Origin of the sequence: Saccharothrix longispora, assembly GCF_031455225.1 — a bacterium.
GTDB classification, from domain to species: Bacteria; Actinomycetota; Actinomycetes; order Mycobacteriales; family Pseudonocardiaceae; genus Actinosynnema; species Actinosynnema longispora.
In genome coordinates this window covers 8,034,197-8,052,377 of record NZ_JAVDSG010000001.1, presented here as the reverse complement: position 1 = coordinate 8,052,377, position 18,181 = coordinate 8,034,197, and the positions used below count along the sequence as shown (strand labels likewise).

General features: G+C 73.5%; 16 protein-coding genes. 4 read left to right on the top strand and 12 right to left on the bottom strand.

Features of this window, described 5'->3' with window-relative positions:
• Positions 1-8: 8 nt before the first annotated feature.
• On the top strand, positions 9-1,271 hold the full coding sequence (thrC, locus tag J2S66_RS35350) for a threonine synthase (protein ID WP_310313666.1): 1,263 nt from the start codon (positions 9-11) through the stop codon (positions 1,269-1,271).
• On the opposite strand, the gene J2S66_RS35345 is transcribed toward thrC, so the two are convergent.
• From J2S66_RS35345 to J2S66_RS35300, 10 genes are all read right to left on the bottom strand, one after another.
• A complete protein-coding gene (locus tag J2S66_RS35345) occupies positions 1,180-4,059 on the bottom strand; it encodes a DNA internalization-related competence protein ComEC/Rec2 (RefSeq protein WP_310313663.1) in 2,880 nt (959 codons plus the stop codon). The genes thrC and J2S66_RS35345 overlap by 92 nt on opposite strands.
• A gap of 336 nt (positions 4,060-4,395) precedes the next feature.
• Positions 4,396-5,133 (bottom strand): ComEA family DNA-binding protein, encoded by a 738-nt coding sequence (locus J2S66_RS35340; RefSeq protein ID WP_310313659.1) that lies wholly within the window; start codon positions 5,131-5,133, stop codon positions 4,396-4,398.
• A gap of 84 nt (positions 5,134-5,217) precedes the next feature.
• Complete coding sequence (locus J2S66_RS35335) at positions 5,218-6,060, bottom strand: DegV family protein (protein WP_310313656.1); 843 nt, start codon at positions 6,058-6,060, stop codon at positions 5,218-5,220.
• Positions 6,061-6,071: 11 nt separating this feature from the next.
• On the bottom strand, positions 6,072-6,803 hold the full coding sequence (gene octT / locus J2S66_RS35330; protein ID WP_310313653.1) for a diglucosylglycerate octanoyltransferase: 732 nt from the start codon (positions 6,801-6,803) through the stop codon (positions 6,072-6,074).
• A complete protein-coding gene (locus tag J2S66_RS35325; protein WP_310313651.1) occupies positions 6,800-7,414 on the bottom strand; it encodes a histidine phosphatase family protein in 615 nt (204 codons plus the stop codon). The genes octT and J2S66_RS35325 overlap by 4 nt, the downstream gene beginning before the upstream one ends.
• Positions 7,411-7,812: a ribosome silencing factor gene (gene rsfS, locus J2S66_RS35320; protein ID WP_306747168.1), complete on the bottom strand. Its 402-nt coding sequence runs from the start codon at positions 7,810-7,812 to the stop codon at positions 7,411-7,413. Before rsfS ends, J2S66_RS35325 begins: the two co-directional genes overlap by 4 nt.
• Positions 7,813-7,881: 69 nt before the next feature.
• Complete coding sequence (gene nadD, locus J2S66_RS35315; RefSeq protein WP_306747169.1) at positions 7,882-8,475, bottom strand: nicotinate-nucleotide adenylyltransferase; 594 nt, start codon at positions 8,473-8,475, stop codon at positions 7,882-7,884.
• 198 nt (positions 8,476-8,673) lie between these two features.
• The gene (locus J2S66_RS35310) at positions 8,674-8,895 is read right to left on the bottom strand and encodes a ferredoxin (RefSeq protein WP_310313645.1); all 222 of its coding nucleotides are present in this window, start codon (positions 8,893-8,895) and stop codon (positions 8,674-8,676) included.
• Positions 8,896-8,900: 5 nt separating this feature from the next.
• Entirely contained in the window at positions 8,901-10,079 is a 1,179-nt protein-coding gene (locus J2S66_RS35305; RefSeq protein WP_310313642.1) for a cytochrome P450, read from the bottom strand.
• A gap of 116 nt (positions 10,080-10,195) precedes the next feature.
• On the bottom strand, positions 10,196-11,470 hold the full coding sequence (locus J2S66_RS35300) for a glutamate-5-semialdehyde dehydrogenase (protein WP_310315343.1): 1,275 nt from the start codon (positions 11,468-11,470) through the stop codon (positions 10,196-10,198).
• A gap of 80 nt (positions 11,471-11,550) precedes the next feature.
• Here J2S66_RS35300 and J2S66_RS35295 point away from each other — a divergent pair, with 80 nt between their 5' ends.
• Genes J2S66_RS35295 through J2S66_RS35285 form a run of 3 tightly spaced genes read left to right on the top strand, consistent with a single transcriptional unit; the run spans position 11,551 to position 15,486 of the window.
• The gene (locus tag J2S66_RS35295; protein ID WP_310313638.1) at positions 11,551-13,629 is read left to right on the top strand and encodes a RecQ family ATP-dependent DNA helicase; all 2,079 of its coding nucleotides are present in this window, start codon (positions 11,551-11,553) and stop codon (positions 13,627-13,629) included.
• A gap of 20 nt (positions 13,630-13,649) precedes the next feature.
• Positions 13,650-14,162 carry a GNAT family N-acetyltransferase gene (locus J2S66_RS35290; protein WP_310313635.1) on the top strand — a complete coding sequence of 171 codons (513 nt, stop codon included), beginning with the start codon at positions 13,650-13,652 and terminating at the stop codon, positions 14,160-14,162.
• 58 nt (positions 14,163-14,220) lie between these two features.
• Positions 14,221-15,486: an MFS transporter gene (locus J2S66_RS35285; RefSeq protein ID WP_310313632.1), complete on the top strand. Its 1,266-nt coding sequence runs from the start codon at positions 14,221-14,223 to the stop codon at positions 15,484-15,486.
• On the opposite strand, the gene proB is transcribed toward J2S66_RS35285, so the two are convergent.
• On the bottom strand, positions 15,483-16,595 hold the full coding sequence (gene proB, locus J2S66_RS35280; RefSeq protein WP_310315340.1) for a glutamate 5-kinase: 1,113 nt from the start codon (positions 16,593-16,595) through the stop codon (positions 15,483-15,485). The two genes, J2S66_RS35285 and proB, sit on opposite strands and share 4 nt — an antisense overlap.
• A gap of 14 nt (positions 16,596-16,609) precedes the next feature.
• On the bottom strand, positions 16,610-18,100 hold the full coding sequence (gene obgE, locus J2S66_RS35275) for a GTPase ObgE (protein ID WP_310313629.1): 1,491 nt from the start codon (positions 18,098-18,100) through the stop codon (positions 16,610-16,612).
• Between the last annotated feature and the right edge of the window lie 81 nt (positions 18,101-18,181).

Below are 18,181 nucleotides of genomic sequence, written 5' to 3'. Positions count from 1 at the left end.
ACCTCGCGATGACTGCTGTCGGTGTGCCCCCGACCACCACCTCCTTCGACCTGGGTCCGGCTCGGGCACTGTCCTGCCGCGAGTGCGGTCACGAGACGCCGCTCGCCCCGGAATACGCCTGTATCGAGTGTTTCGGGCCGCTGGAAGTGGCCTACGACTTCGGCCGGGTCCGCCGTGAGGACATCGAAGCCGGCCCTCGCTCGATCTGGCGCTACCGCGGCCTGCTCCCCGTGCCCTCCACCGTCGAGTCGCACCCCAACACCGACCCCGGCGGCACCCGCCTCGTCGAGGCCGACCGCCTCGCCAAGGCCCTGGGCGTGCGCAAGGTCTGGGTGAAGGACGACACCGGCAACCCGACCCACTCGTTCAAGGACCGCGTCGTCGGCGTCGCCCTCGCCGCCGCCCGCGAACTCGGCTTCAAGGTCCTCGCCTGCCCGTCCACCGGCAACCTCGCCAACGCCGTCGCCGCCGCCGCGGCCCGCGCGGGCTGGCAGTCGGTCGTCCTCGTGCCCTCCTCCCTGGAGCGGGCGAAGATCCTCATGACCGCCGTCTACGGCGGCAACCTGATCACCGTCGACGGCAACTACGACGACGTGAACCGGCTCGCCCAGGAACTCGCCGCCGAGCACGAGGACTGGGCGTTCGTCAACGTCAACGTCCGCCCCTACTACGCCGAGGGCTCCAAGACGCTCGGCTACGAGGTCGCCGAACAGCTCGGCTGGCGCCTGCCCGACCAGATCGTGGTGCCCATCGCCTCCGGCTCCCAGCTCACCAAGGTCGACAAGGCGTTCCGGGAACTGGGCGAACTCGACCTGGTCGAGCAGACCCCGTACCGGGTGTTCGGCGCGCAGGCCACCGGCTGCTCCCCCGTCGCCGCCGCCTTCAAGGCCGGCCGCGACGTGGTCACCCCGGTCCGCCCGGACACCATCGCCCGCTCGCTGGCGATCGGCGCCCCCGCCGACGGCCCGTACGTGCTCGACGCGGTGCGCCGCACCGACGGCGCCATCGAGGACGTCACCGACGAGGAGGTCGTCGAGGGCATCCGCCTGCTGGCCCGCACCGAGGGCATCTTCGCCGAGACCGCGGGTGGGGTGACCGTGGCGACCGCGAAGAAGCTCATCGAGACCGGTCGGCTCGACCCCGACGGCGAGACCGTGCTGCTCATCACCGGCGACGGCCTCAAGACGCTCGACGCGCTCGGCGACCGGGTCGGCCCGAAGGCCAACGTCCCGCCGTCGGCGGAGGCCGTGCTGAGGGCCCTCGAGTCCTGAGCCCGGCGCTCACAGCGCGATCCCGGCCGACCGCAGCCACCCTGTGCGCGGGAACGCGGTCAGCTCGGGCAGCACGTACGGCCCGACCCGCTCGGTGACCACCGCCCGCCACGCGGTCACCGACTGCGGCCACGGCCGCGACGACTTCTCCCGGTTGTAGCGCTCGGCGTACCACTCCTCCGGGGCCATCGCGAGGCCGTCGTCGAACAACGTCTCGGCGACCAGCCGGTACGCCGAGCCGGCGGAGTCCACCTCGGTGGGCCGGAGCACACCGGTGGCGGTGGCGCGCGAGACGATCCCGCGCCCGCCACCGGGCAGGTCGTCGCACACGTAGTAGGTGAACGACGGCCGCAGCTCGTCGCGCGGCCACGGGTGGGCGGTGTAGCCGGGCTGCCACAGCGCCCACCCCACGGCCCGGTCGCCACCGGGCCGCCGCCACCCCGCGCGAAGCCTGATCCACACGTCGCCCTTGTCGTTCCTGCCCATCCCGATCCCCTCCTGCGTCGTGGTCCGGGCCGCCCCGACGGGCGACCCTCGGCCCGTCCGGGCCGGTGAGGACGGCGGTGTCGCCGTCCCGGTCGGTGCGCAGCACCAGCACGCCCCGCCTGGCCAGGGCGTCGACCAGCACCCCGCTCGGGTGGCCGTAGCGGTTGCCCGCCCCGACGCTCACCAGCGCGATCCGCGGCCGCACGGCCTCCAGGAACGCCGGTGACGTGTACCGCGACCCGTGGTGCGGCACCTTGAGCACGTCGGCCCTGAGGTCAACGTGCCCACCGAGCAGGTCCGCCTGCCCGGCCAGCTCGACGTCGCCGGTCAGCAGCACCCGCCCGGCCGGGGTCGTGGCCCGCAGCACCAGCGACGCGTCGTTGACCGCCGTGTTGGTCTTCCCCACCGGGCCGGCCCGCGGACCCAGCACGTCGAGGTCCAGGCCCGGCCAGCTCACCCGCTGCCCGACGCCCAGCTCGACCACGCGGACCCCTGCCGCCCGCGCCCGTGCACGCACCTCCTCCCACGCCCACTCCGGTCGGCGCGAAGGTCCCACGGCCACCGCGCCCACTTCCCGTTCCGCCAGCACTGCGGCCAGCCCGCCCACGTGGTCGGCGTGCAGGTGGCTCAGCACCACCAGCGGAACCCGCCGCACCCCGAGCCGCCGCAGGCACGACAGCACCGGTCCGGGGTCGGGCCCGGTGTCGACCAGCACCGCCCGGTCGCGGTCGGCGGTGGCCAGCACGACCGCGTCGCCCTGCCCCACGTCGCACGCCACCGCCGACCACCCCGGCACCGGCCAGCCGGGCGAGACCACACCCAGCGGGACGACCACCAGCGCCGCGCCGACCGCGCCCGCCACGACCAGCGCCCGCACCCGCCGCCACCGCACGAGCACGCACCCGAGGACCACCACCGCGGCCAGCGCCGCCCCGCCGGACCAGCCCTCTGGCCAGCCGACCGCCGCACCCGGCACGGCCGCCGCGTGCCGCCCCACGCCGATCAGCCACCACGCCGCCGGACCGGCCACCTCCACCACCAGCCGCGCCGCCGCCCCGTGCACCGGCGCCAGCACGGCGGCCACCACGCCGAGCACCGTCACCGGCGCCACCACCGGCGCGACGAGCAGGTTCGCCGGCACCGCCACCAGGCTCACCTGCCCGGCGAAGCCCGCGACCAGCGGCGCGGTCGCGAGGTTCGCCGCCACCGGCACCGCCAGGGCCTCCGCCAGCCCCACCGGCACCCCTCGCGCCCGCATCGCCGCCGCCCACCTCGGCGCCAGCAGCACCAGCGCCGCCGTGGCCACCACCGACAGGCCGAAGCCGGGTGCGGTCGCCAGGTCCGGGTCGTAGAGCACCAGGACCACGACGGCCGCCGCCAGCGCGGGCAACGCCGACTTCTCCCGCCCCAGCACCAGCGCCAGCAACGCCACCGCACCCATCACGGCCGCCCGCAGTACGCTCGGCTCGGGGCCCGCCAGCAGCACGAACCCCACCAGCGCGACCATCGCGCCCGCCGCGCACCCGCGTGGCCCGACCCTCGCCAGCCGCAACAGCAGCAGCACCGCGCCGCACAGGATCGCGAGGTTCGCTCCGCTCACCGCGAGCAGGTGGGCGAGGCCGGCCGTGCGGAACTCCTCCACCACCCTGGGCGCGAGGGTGGACGTGTCCCCCACGACCAGCGCGGGCAGCAGTCCGGCCGGTTCGGGGTCGAGCGCGGTGCTCGCCTCCCGCAGCCCGGCCCGCAGCTCCTCGGCGCCGCGCTGCCACGCCGGCGCCCCGGTCACCGCCACCGGTGGCCCGCGGACCCTCAGCACGGCGACCGCCAGTTCCCGGCCGCGAGGCGGGGCGAGACCGCCTTTGGCCGTGACCCGCTGCCCCGGCAGCAACTCCGACCACCGTGCCGCCGGGGCGAGCACGACGACCCGTCCGCCGTCGTCGAGCGTCGCCTTGGCCACCACCAGGTCGACGCCGCCCGCCCGCGACGCGAACCCGCTGGTGTGCACGCCCCTCGGCCGCTCGTCCAGTTCGACCTCCAGCGTGACGGTCCCGCCCCGTTCGGCCTGCGCCCGCAGCGGGTGGTGTGCCGACGCGTGGACCTGGAGGCCGATCCAGCACGCCGTCACCGGTCCGACGACCACCACCGCCAGCGCGGCCTGGCGCCAGGGGCGGAGCACGACGCCGCCGACCGCGGCGGCCGCGAGTCCGACCACCACCGCGGCCCACCACGTCCACAGCAGACCGGCGAGGGCGGTGGCCCACACGGCGAGCGCGGCCGGGACGAGGTACGCGCGAGGAGTCACGGCCCCACCAGCCTGGTCGGGCGGGCCGGGTGGACGGCTCGGGGGATTCGGATGGGCACCCTCCTGTCCGGGCGGCGGGAGTGGGACGGGGCGGGGTCGAGGTGGCGGGCGGGCGCACCCCGGGTGGTGCGGCGACGGTCGAGGGGCGACCTCCGATCCCGGCGGGAGCCGGTGCGAGGAGTGGGCGGCTGGGCGGGGGCGGGCCGTGGAGTGGGCATGGTGGTGCTCCGGGCGGATCAGCGGCAGGTCGACGGAGGTGGACGGCGTGACGGAGAGCGGCGGGCAGGGCGGAGGCGGCGGAGGACGGGTCGGAGTGGACGAGGTCGGAGTGGACGGTCAGAGGCGGACGAGTTCGGTGAGCTTGGCGAGCTTCGCGTCGCCGATCCCCTCGATCTCGCCGAGCTGGTCGATCGAGGTGAACGGGCCGCGTTTCTGCCGCCGGTCGACGATGCGCTGCGCGGTCACCGGCCCCACGCCGGGCAGTGTGTCCAGTTGTTCCTCCGTGGCGGTGTTGAGGTTGAGCGGTTCGGTGGCGCTGTCGGTGGAGTGGGGCGCGGGCACCCCGACGGCGATCTGCTCGCCGTCGACGACCTTGCGGGCGAGGTTGAGCGGGCTCAGGTCGACGCCGGGATCGGGACCGCCGGCCGCCTTCAGGGCGTCGGCCACCCTGGCTCCACTGGGGACGGTGACCAGACCGGGTGTGGGTACGAGACCGACGACGTCGACGACCAGGTGCTGCTCGACGTGGGTGACGGCGGCCGCTTCCGCCACCGGGAGGTCCGGTGGGGACTCGGGCACGGGGCGCTGCCACCACAGGGCCAGCGCGACGACGAGCGCCACGGCCGCCACCACGCCGGCGAGCACCACCCGGCGGCGGGGCGGGACGGACGAGGGCGTGGGCAGCAGTCGGCGCAGCAGCCCGCCGAGCGGCGGTGGCGGCAGCGGTGACGGGTCGGCGGTGTCCGCCGAGACGAACACGAGCGTCTCGGCGGCCTGCGCCCGGTGCCTGCCGCGGTTGCGGTCGATCAGCGCCTGGAGTCGGGTCTGCGGGGTTTCCGGTTTCACATCGAACACGTGATCGACGTTAGGCCGGGTGGAGCAGTGGCGCGAGGACGAGTTCCGAACCTGTGGACAACTCTCCGGAGATGGATGAAGAGGTCAGGCGACGCCGCCCGGCAGCACCACGACCCCCAGCACGCCGGGCCCCGTGTGCGCGCCGATCACGGCTCCGACCTCGGAGATCAGGCACCCGGTGGACCCCGGCAGGCGCTCGTCCAACCGCGTCGCCAGCTCCGCCGCGCGCTCCGGGGAGGCAAGGTGGTGCACGGCCAGCCCGACCGGTCCGGGCCCCGCGGCCTCCGCGGCCAGGTCGACCAGGCGGCCGATCGCCCGCCCCGTCGTGCGGACCTTCTCCAGCGGCACGATCCGCCCGTCGTCCACGTGCAGCAGCGGCTTCACGGCCAGGGCGGTGCCCACCAGCGCCGCCGCCGCGCCGATCCGACCGCCTCGGCGCAGGTGGTCAAGCGTCTCCACGCAGAAGAACATCCGGACCCGCGAGGCCGCCGCGACCGCCGCCTTCTCCGCGCCCGCCCCACCACCGTCGGCCAGGCAGGCGGCCAGGGCGGCGAACCCGAGGCCCATGCCGGTGGCACGCGAGTCGACCACCCTGACCCGGTCCGGGTCGACCTCCTCCGCGGCCAGCCGCGCGGCCTCCCAGGTGCCCGACAGCTCCCGCGACAGGTGCACCGACACGACCGCCTCGGCGCCGTCGTCCAGCGCGGACCGGTACACCTCGGCCAGTTCACCGGGCGTCGGCCGGGACGTGGTCAGGCGCCGGTGCCCACCCAGCGCCTCCGCCAGCTCGGCCGGACCGAAGTCCAGCCCGTCGAGTTTGCTCCGACCGTCCACCGCGACGTGCAGCGGGACGACCCTGATGCCGTGCCGCTCGGCGAACCCCTCGGGCAGGTACGCCGTGGAGTCGGTGACGATCGTGGTGGTCACGGGTGACGAGCCTACGGCTCCGACCCGGTGGAGTGGCCGACCGCCACGGTGCGGACGAGTTCCGCCATGGCGTTCCCGACCAGCTCGTGCCCCTCCCAGCCCCAGTGCATGCCGTCCGGGTTGCCGCGCCGCGACCGCACGTGCTCGCCGACGAGCGCGGGCACGTCGAGCAGCGGCACGTCCGCGCCGGCCGCCCACGCCCGCACCGCCCGTTCCGCCGCCGCGCGCCCGCCGTGGACCCCCGCGTACGCCGGGGAGCGGTGCACCGAGGGCGTCATACCCACGACCCGGATACCGGGTTCGAGAGCGCGCACGGCGCGCGCGGAGTCGTCCAGGTACCGCACGGTCAGGTGCGGCGGCAACGCCACCGGCCGGCCGCCGAGCAGCCGCGACAGCACCGGCTGCGCGGCCCGGTACGCCGTGCGCGCCCGCCTCCGCACCGCGTCCGGCCGCAGGTAGCGCAGCCCTTGGCGCAGGAACGTCGGCAACGGCGAGGGCAGCGTGTCCATGTGCCCCACGGCCAGCACCAGCACGTCCGTGCGCGGCAGCAGCGACCAGACGCGCGGGTCGCCGGTCAGCGACCACCAGGCGTCCCGCGCGGTCCAGCCGAACCCGGCCGCCAGCTCCGCGTGCCCGCCCAACGCCGACGCGCACACGTTCGGCCACAGCCGGGGGTGGTCGGCGGGCAGGGGGCCGCGCGGCCCGTGGAACGTCAGCGAGTCGCCGAGGACGAGCAACCTCACCGCGTGCTTCCGGCGTTGTACGACGACAGCCGCCAGCGGCCGTCACCGTCCGGTCGGCGCGTGAACACCGTCCAGTGGCAGTTGCCGATGCCGCCCAACAGTGCCCACCGGTCCACCGGCAGCTCCAGCAGCCGACCGGTCAACGCGCTGATGAGGCCGCCGTGCGCGCACAGCATCACCGTGCCGGAGAACTCCTCGTCCACCTCGTGGACGACGGCCAGCGCACGCTCGGCGACCTCCACCCGCGTCTCGCCCTCCGGCGGCGCGAAGGTGCCGTCGGCGCGCCACACCTCCATCGCGCCCGGCCACTCCGCGTCGACCTCGGCCGACGTCAGCCCTTGCCACTTGCCCAGGTTGGTCTCGCGCAGCCGTTCGTCGACGCGCAGCGCGACCCCGGTGGCCCGGGTGAACACCGTCGCCGTGTCCTGAGCCCGACGCAGGTCGGAGGCCACCACCAGCTCGGGGGCGAACCCGGTGAGCACCGGCACCGCGAACCGCGCCTGGTTCCACCCGGTCTCGGTCAGCACCGAGTCCAGGTGGCCCTGCATGCGCCCGGTCGCGTTGTAGTCGGTCTCACCGTGCCGCCACAGCACGAGCCGGTTCAAGGTCATGCCCCGGCGACCTCGTCGGCCTCGTCGTCGGCCGACGCGGGCCCGGCGTCGAACTCGATGCGCGGGCAGTCCTTCCACAGCCTCTCCAGGCCGTAGAAGCTGCGCTCCTCCACGTGCTGGACGTGCACGACCACGTCCACGAAGTCCAGCAGGACCCAGCGGCCCTCGCGCGCGCCCTCGCGGCGGACCGGCTTGCGGCCGGCCTCCCGCAGTTTCTCCTCGACGTTGTCCACGATCGCGCCGACCTGCCGCTCGTTGGGGGCGGAGGCGATCACGAACGCGTCCGTGATCACCAGCTGGTCGGACACGTCGAGCACCATCACGTCGTGCGCCTTCTTGTCCGCCGCCGCGTTCGCGGCGACCAGCGCCAACCGTCGTGCCTCGTCGGTGGCTGCCACGTCACTCCTCATCACCTCGGCGGACGCCGATACGCCCGCACGAGTCAATGAGGGTACCGGCGTCCGCGATCAATCCGGCACCGAGTAAAGCCGGCGCTTGGATATGTACTGGACGACACCGTCGGGAACGAGGTACCAGACTGGCAGGCCGGACGCCGTGCGGGCGCGGACGGCGGTCGACGAGATGGCCATCGCGGGCACCTCCACCAGCGACACCGCGCCCGGCGGCAGGTGGGTGTCGTCGAGTTCGTACCCCGGTCGGGTGACCCCGATGAAGTGCGCGAGGGCGAACACGTCGTCCGCCCGCCGCCACGACAGGATCTGCTCCAACGCGTCCGCGCCGGTGATGAAGAACAGGTCGGCGTCGGGGTGGGCGGCCTTGAGGTCGGCGAGCGTGTCCACCGTGTAGGTGGGGCCGGGCCGGTCGATGTCGACGCGGCTGACCGAGAAGCGCGGGTTGGACGCCGTGGCGACGACCGTCATGAGGTAGCGGTCCTCGGCCGGGCTGACCTCGCGCTCGCTCTTCTGCCAGGGCTGACCGGTGGGGACGAAGACGACTTCGTCGAGGTCGAAGCGGGCCTGGACCTCGCTGGCCGCGACGAGGTGGCCGTGGTGCACCGGGTCGAAGGTGCCACCCATGACGCCGATCCGGCGGTTGGACATGGCACGTGAGCCTAGTTCGGGTGGTGCGCGGACGACCTGTCACTCCCCGGAAGCCGTCCGCGCACCCGTCTCCCGATCGCGGCCCGGGGGGAGGGGGCCGCGATCGAGGCCGTGCGGCCCACCCCGAAGCAAGGCCGCACGACAGGGGAACGCGCTCCGTGCCCGGCCATGACGCGATCGGTGGAATATTTTCGCGGGTTAATCCCGTGGTGCGAGCACCGACCCCGCCGAGTCACGCACGAGGATGGCCTCCATCGGGCACGAGTCGGCCGCGTCCAACACGGCGTCGTCGGGCTCGACGGACTCGTCGACCGGCGACGCAAGGCCGTCGACCAGCCTGAAGTGGGCCGGCGCGGTGGACGTGCACATCCCCGTGCCGATGCACGTGTTCCGGTCGACCCCGACCGTCCAGTTGCCCATCCGGGTCACCACCTCACCATCAGTGCCTGCGGGCCACGGATCAGTCTGCCCTTCTTGAACGTCACGTCACCGTCCAGTCGGAGCAATGGGAACCGCTTGAGCAAGGTGCCCACGGCGACCTGCAACTCCATCCGGGCCAGCGGGGCGCCGACGCAGTGGTGCGCGCCGTGGCCGAACATGATGTGCGGGTTGTGCTCCCGGTGGAAGTCGATCTCCTCCGGGCGGTCGAACACCGACGGGTCGCGGTTCGCGGCCACGTTGTCGACGAACACGGCCTCACCGGCGGCGATCGTCACGCCGGACAGCTCGACGTCCTCCTTGGCGATCCGCGGGAACCCCGCCGAGCCGCCCAGCGGCGTGATCCGCAGCAGCTCCTCGACGGCCGCGGGCACCAGGGACGGGTCGTCGCGCAGCTCGGCGGCCCGGCCGGGGTTGCGCAGCAGGGTGACGACGAAGTTGCCGATCTGGTTCGCCGTGGTCTCGTGCCCCGCGACCAGCAGCGCCACGCCGAACGAGACCAGTTCCTCCTCGCTGAGCCGGTCCTCGTCGTCGTGCGCGGCGACCAGCGCGGACAGCATGTCGTCGGTCGGCCGTCCGCGCTTGTCCTGCACCAGGCCCTGGATGTAGCCGGTCAGCGCGTCGCCGGCCGCGACGATCTCGGCGGGCTCGAACGCGGTGATCGCCACCGCCGCGTCCGACCAGCCCCGGAACCTGGTCCGGTCCTCGACGGGGACGCCGAGCATCTCGCAGATGATCGTGACGGGCAGCGGCATGGCGAGCGCTTCGACGAGGTCGGCGGGCGGCCCCTGCGCCTCCAGGTCGTCGAGCAGGCCGTCCACGACCTCCTGCGCCCGCGCGCGCAGCTGCTCGGTCCGCCGGGCGGTGAACGCCCTGGCCACGAGCCTGCGCAGCCGGGTGTGGTCCGGCGGGTCCATGGTCAGGATGTTCGCATCGGTCTGGATGTCCGGCAGCGTGCGCGGCACGTCGGCGTTCAGCGCCGCCGCACGGCTGAAGCGCGGGTCGGCGAGCACGGCCTTGACGTCGTCGTACCTGGTGACCAGCCACGCGTCGCCGCCGAACGGCAGGCGGACGCGCGCGACCGGTTCGCCGCGCTGGAGCTCCAGGTAGGAGGGGTTGAGGGTGAGGTCGTCGGGCTCGGCGAACGGGTAGGACCTGATCTCCATCGGTGCCCCCTGGCAGATGGTGGCTCGATCCCGACAGTAGGCAGACCGCTACGCACCGTCAACCAGGTCGGACGCCCCTCACCCCGGACGGCACCGGGGCCGCGCGCACGGCCTGGTCAGGAGTTCGACCGCACGTGCCCGTCGCCCCAGACCACCCACTTGGACGAGGTCAGCTCGGCCAGGCCCATCGGGCCCCGCGCGTGCAGCTTCTGCGTGGAGATGCCGATCTCCGCGCCCATGCCGAACTCGCCGCCGTCGGTGAACGCGGTCGAGGCGTTGACCATGACCGCCGCCGCGTCCACCCGCGCGGTGAACCTGCGCGCGGCCGCCAGGTCGCCGGTCACGATGGCCTCGGTGTGCCCGGAGCCGTGGACCGCGATGTGCTCGATGGCCTCGTCGATCGAGCCCACCACGCGGGCCGCGATGTCCAGCGACAGGTACTCGGTGCCCCAGTCCTCGTCGGTGGCCGCCCGCACCCGCGGGTCGTGGGTGAACCGCTCGTCGCCGTGCACGGTGACACCCTCCGCCAGCAGGGCGTCGGTGATGCGCGGCACGAACTCGTCGGCCACGGCGGCGTGCACCAGCAGCGACTCGGCCGAGTTGCACACGCTGACCCGGCGGGTCTTGGAGTTCAGGACGATGCGCCGCGCCATGTCCAGGTCGGCGGAGGCGTCCACGTAGACGTGCACGTTGCCCACGCCGGTCTCGATGGTCGGCACGGTGGCCTGCTGCACCACGGCGTTGATCAGTCCCGCGCCGCCGCGCGGGATCACCAGGTCGACCAGGCCGCGCGCGGTGATGAGGTGGGTGACCGACGCCCGGTCGTGGCACGGCAGCAGCTGCACGGCGTCCGCGGGCAGGCCGGCGGTCTCCAGGGCGTCGCGCAGGATCGCCACGAGCGCGGTGTTGGAGTGCTCCGCGGACGACGAACCGCGCAGCAGCGCGGCGTTGCCGGACTTGAGCGCGAGACCGGCCGCGTCGACCGTGACGTTCGGACGGGCCTCGTAGACCATGCCGACCACGCCCATCGGGACGCGGACCTGCTTGAGCTCCAAGCCGTTCGGCAGGATCGAGCCGCGCAGCACCTCGCCCACCGGGTCCGCGAGGCCGGCCACCGTCTCCAGGCCCCGGGCCACGCCCTCGACGCGCGCCTCGGACAGCGCGAGGCGGTCCAGCAGGCCCTGGGACAGGCCGGCGGCCCTGCCCGCTTCGAGGTCCTTCGCGTTGGCCTCCAGGACCTCGCCGGCCCGCGCGCGCAGCGCGGCGGCCATCTCGTGCAGGGCGGCGTCCTTGCGCTCGCGGGTGGCGAGGACGAGGTCGTGGGCGGCGACACGGGCGCGGCGGGCCGCGGCGTGCACCTGTTCGCGCAGGTCGTCAGTCACGGCTTTCAGCCTACGGTCACCCGGTCGTGGCTGTCGCCGAGGTTCTCGCGGATCGGACCCCGCCGGCGGTGTCTGCCAGAGTGGGCGGCATGGACGACAACGCGCTCCGCGAACTGGCCGAGGAACGGCTGAGGGCCCTGGCGGGTCCTCGGGCCGTGCTGCGGGAGGACCAGTGGACCGCGATCCGGGCCCTGGTCTCCGAGCGCAGGCGCGCCCTGGTGGTGCAGCGGACGGGGTGGGGCAAGTCCGCGGTGTACTTCATCGCCACGGCGCTGCTGCGGTCCCTGGGCGAGGGGCCGACGGTGATCGTGTCGCCGCTGCTGGCGCTGATGCGCAACCAGGTGGACGCGGCGGCGCGCGCGGGCGTGCACGCGGCGACGATCAACTCGGCGAACACCGACCAGTGGCAGGACGTGCAGGACCGGGTGACCTCCGGCGACGTCGACGTGCTGCTGGTGTCGCCGGAGCGGTTGAACAACCCCGACTTCCGCGACACCGTGCTGCCGTCGCTGACCGCGTCGGCGGGGCTGCTGGTGGTGGACGAGGCGCACTGCATCTCCGACTGGGGCCACGACTTCCGGCCGGACTACCGGCGCCTTCGGACGCTGCTGACCGAGCTGCCGGCGGGTGTGCCGGTGCTGGCGACCACGGCGACCGCGAACGACCGCGTGGTGCGGGACGTGGCCGAGCAGCTCGGGTTGGGCGCGGGCACGGACACCCTGGTGCTGCGCGGCCCGCTGGACCGCGAGAGCCTGCGGTTGGCCGCGGTGCGGCTGCCGACCGCCGAGGCGCGGCTGGGGTGGCTGGCCGAGCGGCTGGGGACCCTGCCGGGCTCGGGGATCATCTACACCCTGACCGTGGCCTCGGCGGACGACGTGGCGGCGTTCCTGCGCTCGCGCGGTTTCGAGGTGGCGGCCTACTCGGGGCGCACGGACCCGGCGGAGCGGCAGCGCGCCGAGGAGGACCTGCTCGCCAACCGGGTCAAGGCCCTGGTGGCGACCTCCGCGCTGGGCATGGGGTTCGACAAACCGGACCTGGGTTTCGTGGTGCACCTGGGCGCCCCGCCCTCCCCCATCGCCTACTACCAGCAGATCGGCCGCGCCGGGCGCGGCGTGGAGCGGGCGGAGGTGCTGCTGCTGCCCGGCCCCGAGGACCGCGACATCTGGGCGTACTTCGCGTCCCTGGCGTTCCCACCTGAACGGGTGGTCCGCCAGGTCCTCGACGCACTGTCGCCCGATCGAGCGATGTCAACGGCAGCGCTGGAGCCCATAGTGGAGTTGTCCCGCACCCGACTGGAAGTCGTGCTGAAGGTGCTGGACGTGGACGGCGCCGTGCGGCGGGTGCGCGGCGGGTGGCTGTCGACGGGGCAGCCGTGGTCCTACGACGCCGAGCGGTACGAGCGGATCGCGGCGGCGCGCGAGGTCGAGCAGCAGGCGGTGCTCGACTACCTGGCCACCGACGGCTGCCGCATGGAGTTCCTGTTGCGGCAGTTGGACGATCCGCACGCGGCGCCGTGCGGGCGGTGCGACAACTGCACGGGCGAGCGGCCGTCCGCGGAGGTGTCGGAGGCGGCGTCCTCGGCGGCGCGCGAGCGGCTGCTGCGGCCGGGCGTCGAGGTGGAGCCGCGCAAGATGTGGCCGACGGGCATGGCTTCGGCAGGCGTGTCCCTCTCGGGCAAGATCCCGGCGGGCGAGGCGGCGACCACCGGGCGGGCGTTGGGGCGGCTGACCGACATCGGCTGGGGCAACCGGTTGCGGTCGCTGTTCGCCGAGCCCGACCAGCAGATCCCGGAGGACGTGTTCGCGGCGTGCGTGAAGGTGCTGTCCTCGTGGGGGTGGGCGGAACGACCGGTGGGCGTGGTGACGGTGGGATCGCGGACGCGGCCGGAGCTGGTGGACAGCTTCGGCCGGCGGATCGCGTCCGTCGGCAGGCTGCCGCTGCTGGGTCGGGTGTGGCTGGGCGAGGCCACGCACCGGGCGAACAGCGCGCAGCGGCTGGCGGGGCTGGTGCGTGAGTGCGAGGCACCGGACCTGTCCGGTGTGGACGGTCCGGTGCTCCTGGTGGACGACCAGGTCGACACCGGCTGGACGATGACGGTGGCGGCCCGGTTGCTGCGGCGGGCGGGGGCGTCGGCGGTGCTGCCGTTCGCGCTGGCGGTGACGGCGTGACGCTGGTCGCGACCAGGTTGGTGCTGCGGTCGTTCTCGGCGGCCGACGCGCCGGCGTTCGCCGCCTACCGGTCCGATCCCGAGGTGGCGCGCTACCAGGGGTGGGACGCGCCGTTCTCCGTGGCGCGGGCCGAGGAGTTCATCCGGGAGGTCTCGGCGCTCGACCCGGCCGGGATCGGCTGGTACCAGTACGCCGTCGACGTGGGCGGGACACTCGTCGGCGACGTCGGTGTCAACCTGCACGAAGACCACCGCCAAGCGGAGATCGGCTACACCGTGGCCCGGGAGCACCAGCGGCGGGGCTACGCGACGGAAGCCGTGGGCCGCCTGGTGGAGCACCTGTTCACCGACCGCGGTCTGCACCGCGTGACTGCCGAGTGCGACGCCAGGAACGACCGTTCGGCCCGGTTGCTGACCCGGCTGGGCTTTCGACAGGAGGGTCACCGGGTGAAAGCGACGTGGCACAAGGGCGAATGGACCGATGATCTGCTGTTCGCACTGCTGGCAGAGGAATGGAGGGGTAAAAACACCTGAATGCGACAGTTCGGTATCGCCACTACCGATTTCGAGGTCCGTGTGGTTCGGTCCCGGCATGTCCGCCGTGGATACCAAACACCGCCTTCCTGTGCGCAAACTCGTCGCAGCCTCGATCGGCAACGCCATCGAGTGGTACGACTGGACCATCTACGCCACTTTCAGCATCTACTTCGCCACGCAGATCTTCCCCAAGGACAATCCCCAGTTAGCCCTGATCAACACGTTCGCCGCCTACGCCCTGGCGTTCTTCTTCCGACCACTGGGCGGTTATCTGCTCGGCCGGTTCGCCGACCTGCGCGGGCGGCGGGCGGCGATGCTGTTGACCATCGTGCTGATGGCGGGCGGGTCGGTGGCCATCGGTCTGCTGCCCACCTACGCGCAGGTGGGGTGGCTCGCCCCGGTCCTGCTGCTGCTCGCCCGGTTGGCGCAGGGCCTGTCGGTGGGCGGTGAGGTGTCGAACGCGTCGGCGTACCTGGCGGAGATCGCACCGCCGCACCGCCGCGGTCGGTACTCGTCGTTCTTCTACATCTCCACCGGCATCTCGGTGCTGACGGCGTCGCTGCTCGGGTTCTTCATGGCCCGCTCGCTCGACGCCGCCCAGCTGGCGTCGTGGGGCTGGCGCATCCCGTTCCTGGTCGGCGGCGCGCTCGGCCTGGTGGGGCTGTGGCTGCGGCGCAGCCTGGAGGAGACCGAGCAGTTCGAGCAGAACAAGGCGAAGGCCAAGGCCCTGCGCAACCCGCTGCTGATGACCCTGCGGGAGCACCCGAAGGCGGTCGGCCGGCTCGTGGGCTTCACGATGCTGTCGACGCTGTGCTACTACACGTTCTTCAGCGCGCTGACGCCGTTCGCGGTGTCGAAGCGGGGCGCGGACCCGGTGGACGTGTTCCTGGCGCTCTCCATCGCCACGGTCATGTTCATCGCCCTGCAGTACCCGATGGGCGCGTTGTCGGACAAGTACGGCCGCAAGCCGCAATTGCTGGTGTGGGCGGGCGCGACGGCGTTGTTGGTGGTGCCGCTGTCGACGTTGATCGGGCCGAGCGTGGGCAACCTGCTGCTCGTGTTCTGCGTGGGCTCAGGCATCTACACGGCGATGACGTCGGTGGCACCGGCGGTGATGAGCGAGCTGTTCCCGACGGAGCTGCGGGCGCTGGGCATCGGCTCCTGGTACAACCTGACCGTCGCCCTGTTCGGCGGCACCGCGCCACTGGTGATCCAGTGGCTGCCCGGCACCCTGTTCTTCTACTACGTCGCGGGCGCCGCCGTCATCGCGTTCCTCGTCATCCTCGGCATGCCGGAGACGAAGGGCGACGAACTGCACTAGGCCCGCAGGGGCACGAGGTCGTCGGCGTGCACGACCTCGCGGCGCTGCTCGGCCGGCAGGTCGTGACTCGACCGGCCGATCAGCGCGGGCAGTTCGGCCGCGTCGAACGCGACCACGCCGCGCGCCACCACGTGCCCGGACGGATCGGCCAGCTCGACCACGTCACCGGCGTCGAACGCCCCCTCGACTCCGGTGACGCCGGCCGCCAGCAACGACCGCCGCCGACCCACGACGGCGGCCACCGCCCCCTCGTCGAGGCTGAGCCTGCCGGTGGCGCCGGCGGCGTGCCCGAGCCAGAAGCGGCGGGCCGTGAGCCGGGGACCGGTGACCGCGAACGCCGTGCCGACGTCCGCCGCGCTCAACGCCCGCGCCGCGTCCGACGCCCCGGCCAGCAGCACCGGGATACCCGCCGACGCCGCCAGGCGGGCCGCCGCGAGCTTGGAGGCCATGCCGCCCGTGCCGAGACCGGACGAGCCGACCGAGCCCGCCCGCACACCGTCCACGTCGGACGCGTCGACGACCTCGGTGACGCGCTGCGCGCCCGGCTTGCGCGGGTCGCCGTCGTAGAGCGCGTCCACGTCCGACAGCAGGAACAGCGCGTCCGCTCCGACGAGGTGCGCCACCAGGGCGGCCAGCCGGTCGTTGTCGCCGAACCGGATCTCCTCCGTGGCGACCGTGTCGTTCTCGTTCACCACCGGCACGGCGCCCAGCGCCAGCAACCGGGAGAACGTGCGCTGGGCGTTGCGGTAGTGCGCGCGTCGCACCACGTCGTCCGCGGTCAGCAGCACCTGGCCCACGGTCAGCGAGTACCGACCGAACGAGTTGGCGTACGCGTGCGCCAACGCCAACTGGCCGACGCTCGCCGCCGCCTGCTGGGTGGCGAGGTCGCGGGGCCGACGGGTCACGCCCAGCGGGGCCAGGCCCGCCGCGATCGCGCCGGAGGACACCAGCACCACCTGGCTGCCCGCGGCGCACCGCGCGGCGACCGCGTCGACCAGGGCGTCCAACCGCGCCGGGTCGAGCCCGCCCGCGGCGGTGGTCAGCGACGACGACCCGACCTTCACCACGACCCGGGACGCCCCGGACACGGCCTGCCGGGCCTGGGACACCGTCGCCGACCCGATCACTCGTCGTCCTCGTCGAGGTCGTCCTCGCGGAGGTCGCCCCCGTCGAAACCGTCCTCGTCGTAGGCGCCGGGGATGCGCCGCGCCTTCTTCGCCGCCAGCCGCTCGGACGCGCCGACCCGGTTGTTGGCCTCCAGCCGGGCGTCCGTGCCGCGGCCGGTCATGGTCATCGCGATGCCGGCGGGCGTCGTCGGCTCCCAGTCGAACACCAGCTCGCCGATGGTGACCTGGCAGCCCGGCTCGGCGCCCTTCTTGACCAGCACGTCCTCCACGCCGAGGCGGTTGAGCCGGTCGGCCAGGTAGCCGACGGCCTCGTCGTTGCTGAAGTCGGTCTGCCTGATCCAGCGCTCGGGCCGCTCGCCGCGCACGATGAAACCACCGGGCGTCTCCGGGTCCTCGACCACGGTGAAGCCCGCGTCGTCCAAGGCCCTGGGCCGCAGCACGATCCGCGTCGCCTCCTGCACCGGCTTCGCCGCCCGGTACTCCTCGACGATCCGGGCCAGCGCGAACGTCAGTTCCCTCAGGCCCTCCCGGCTGGCCGTGGACACCTCGAACACCGGCAGGCCGCGGGCCTCGATGTCGGGGCGGACCATTTCCGCCAGGTCCTTCGCCTCCGGGATGTCGATCTTGTTCAGGACCACGACGCGCGGCCGCTCGGCCAGGTCGTCGGCCAGTGACGGGGTGTACTTCGCCAGCTCCTGCTCCAGCGCGTCGATGTCCGACAGCGGGTCGCGGTCGGACTCGTACGTCGCGCAGTCCACGACGTGCGCGAGCACCGCGCAGCGCTCGATGTGCCGCAGGAAGTCCAGGCCCAGGCCCTTGCCCTCGGAGGCGCCCGGGATCAGGCCCGGCACGTCGGCCATGGTGAAGATGGTCTCGCCGCCGGTGATCACGCCCAGGTTCGGCACGAGCGTGGTGAACGGGTAGTCGGCGATCTTCGGCTTGGCGGCGGACAGCACCGAGATCAGCGACGACTTGCCCGCGGACGGGAAGCCCAGCAGGCCCACGTCGGCGACGGACTTCAGCTCCAGCACCAGGTCGTGCGTCTCGCCCGGCTCGCCGAGCAGCGCGAACCCGGGCGCCTTGCGCGCCTTGGAGGCCAGCGAGGCGTTGCCGAGGCCACCGCGACCGCCCTGCGCGGCGATCAGGCGGGTGCCCTCACCGGTGAGGTCTGCGACGACCTCGCCCTCGGGGGTCAGCACCACGGTGCCGTCGGGCACGCGCAGTTCGAGGTCCGCGCCGTTCGCGCCGTCGCGGTTGCCACCCTGCCCGCCCTTGCCGTTGCCGGCGCTGGCGTTCGGGCGGAAGTGGAAGTCGAGGAGCGTGTGCACCTGGGAGTCGACGACCAGCACGACGTCGCCGCCCTTGCCGCCGTTCCCGCCGTCCGGACCGCCCAGCGGCTTGAACTTCTCGCGGTGCACGGAGGCGACCCCGTTGCCCCCGTCACCTGCGGCGACGTGGATGACGACCCGGTCGACGAAGCGGGACACGGGGATTTCCTTTCAGCAGAAGCAACGAGGGGCGGGAACCGGAGTGCACCGGTCCCGCCCCTCGTCGGAGGTCGTACACGT

Bases quoted from the DNA above. Each gene is read 5' to 3' on its own strand.
- J2S66_RS35305 (WP_310313642.1), bottom strand. From the start codon at position 10,079: ATGGAGATCAGGTCCTACCCGTTCGCCGAGCCCGACGACCTCACCCTC.
- J2S66_RS35285 (WP_310313632.1), top strand. From the start codon at position 14,221: ATGTCCGCCGTGGATACCAAACACCGCCTTCCTGTGCGCAAACTCGTC.
- J2S66_RS35295 (WP_310313638.1), top strand. From the start codon at position 11,551: ATGGACGACAACGCGCTCCGCGAACTGGCCGAGGAACGGCTGAGGGCC.
- thrC (WP_310313666.1), top strand. From the start codon at position 9: ATGACTGCTGTCGGTGTGCCCCCGACCACCACCTCCTTCGACCTGGGT.
- J2S66_RS35310 (WP_310313645.1), bottom strand. From the start codon at position 8,895: ATGGGCAACTGGACGGTCGGGGTCGACCGGAACACGTGCATCGGCACG.
- nadD (WP_306747169.1), bottom strand. From the start codon at position 8,475: ATGTCCAACCGCCGGATCGGCGTCATGGGTGGCACCTTCGACCCGGTG.
- J2S66_RS35325 (WP_310313651.1), bottom strand. From the start codon at position 7,414: ATGACCTTGAACCGGCTCGTGCTGTGGCGGCACGGTGAGACCGACTAC.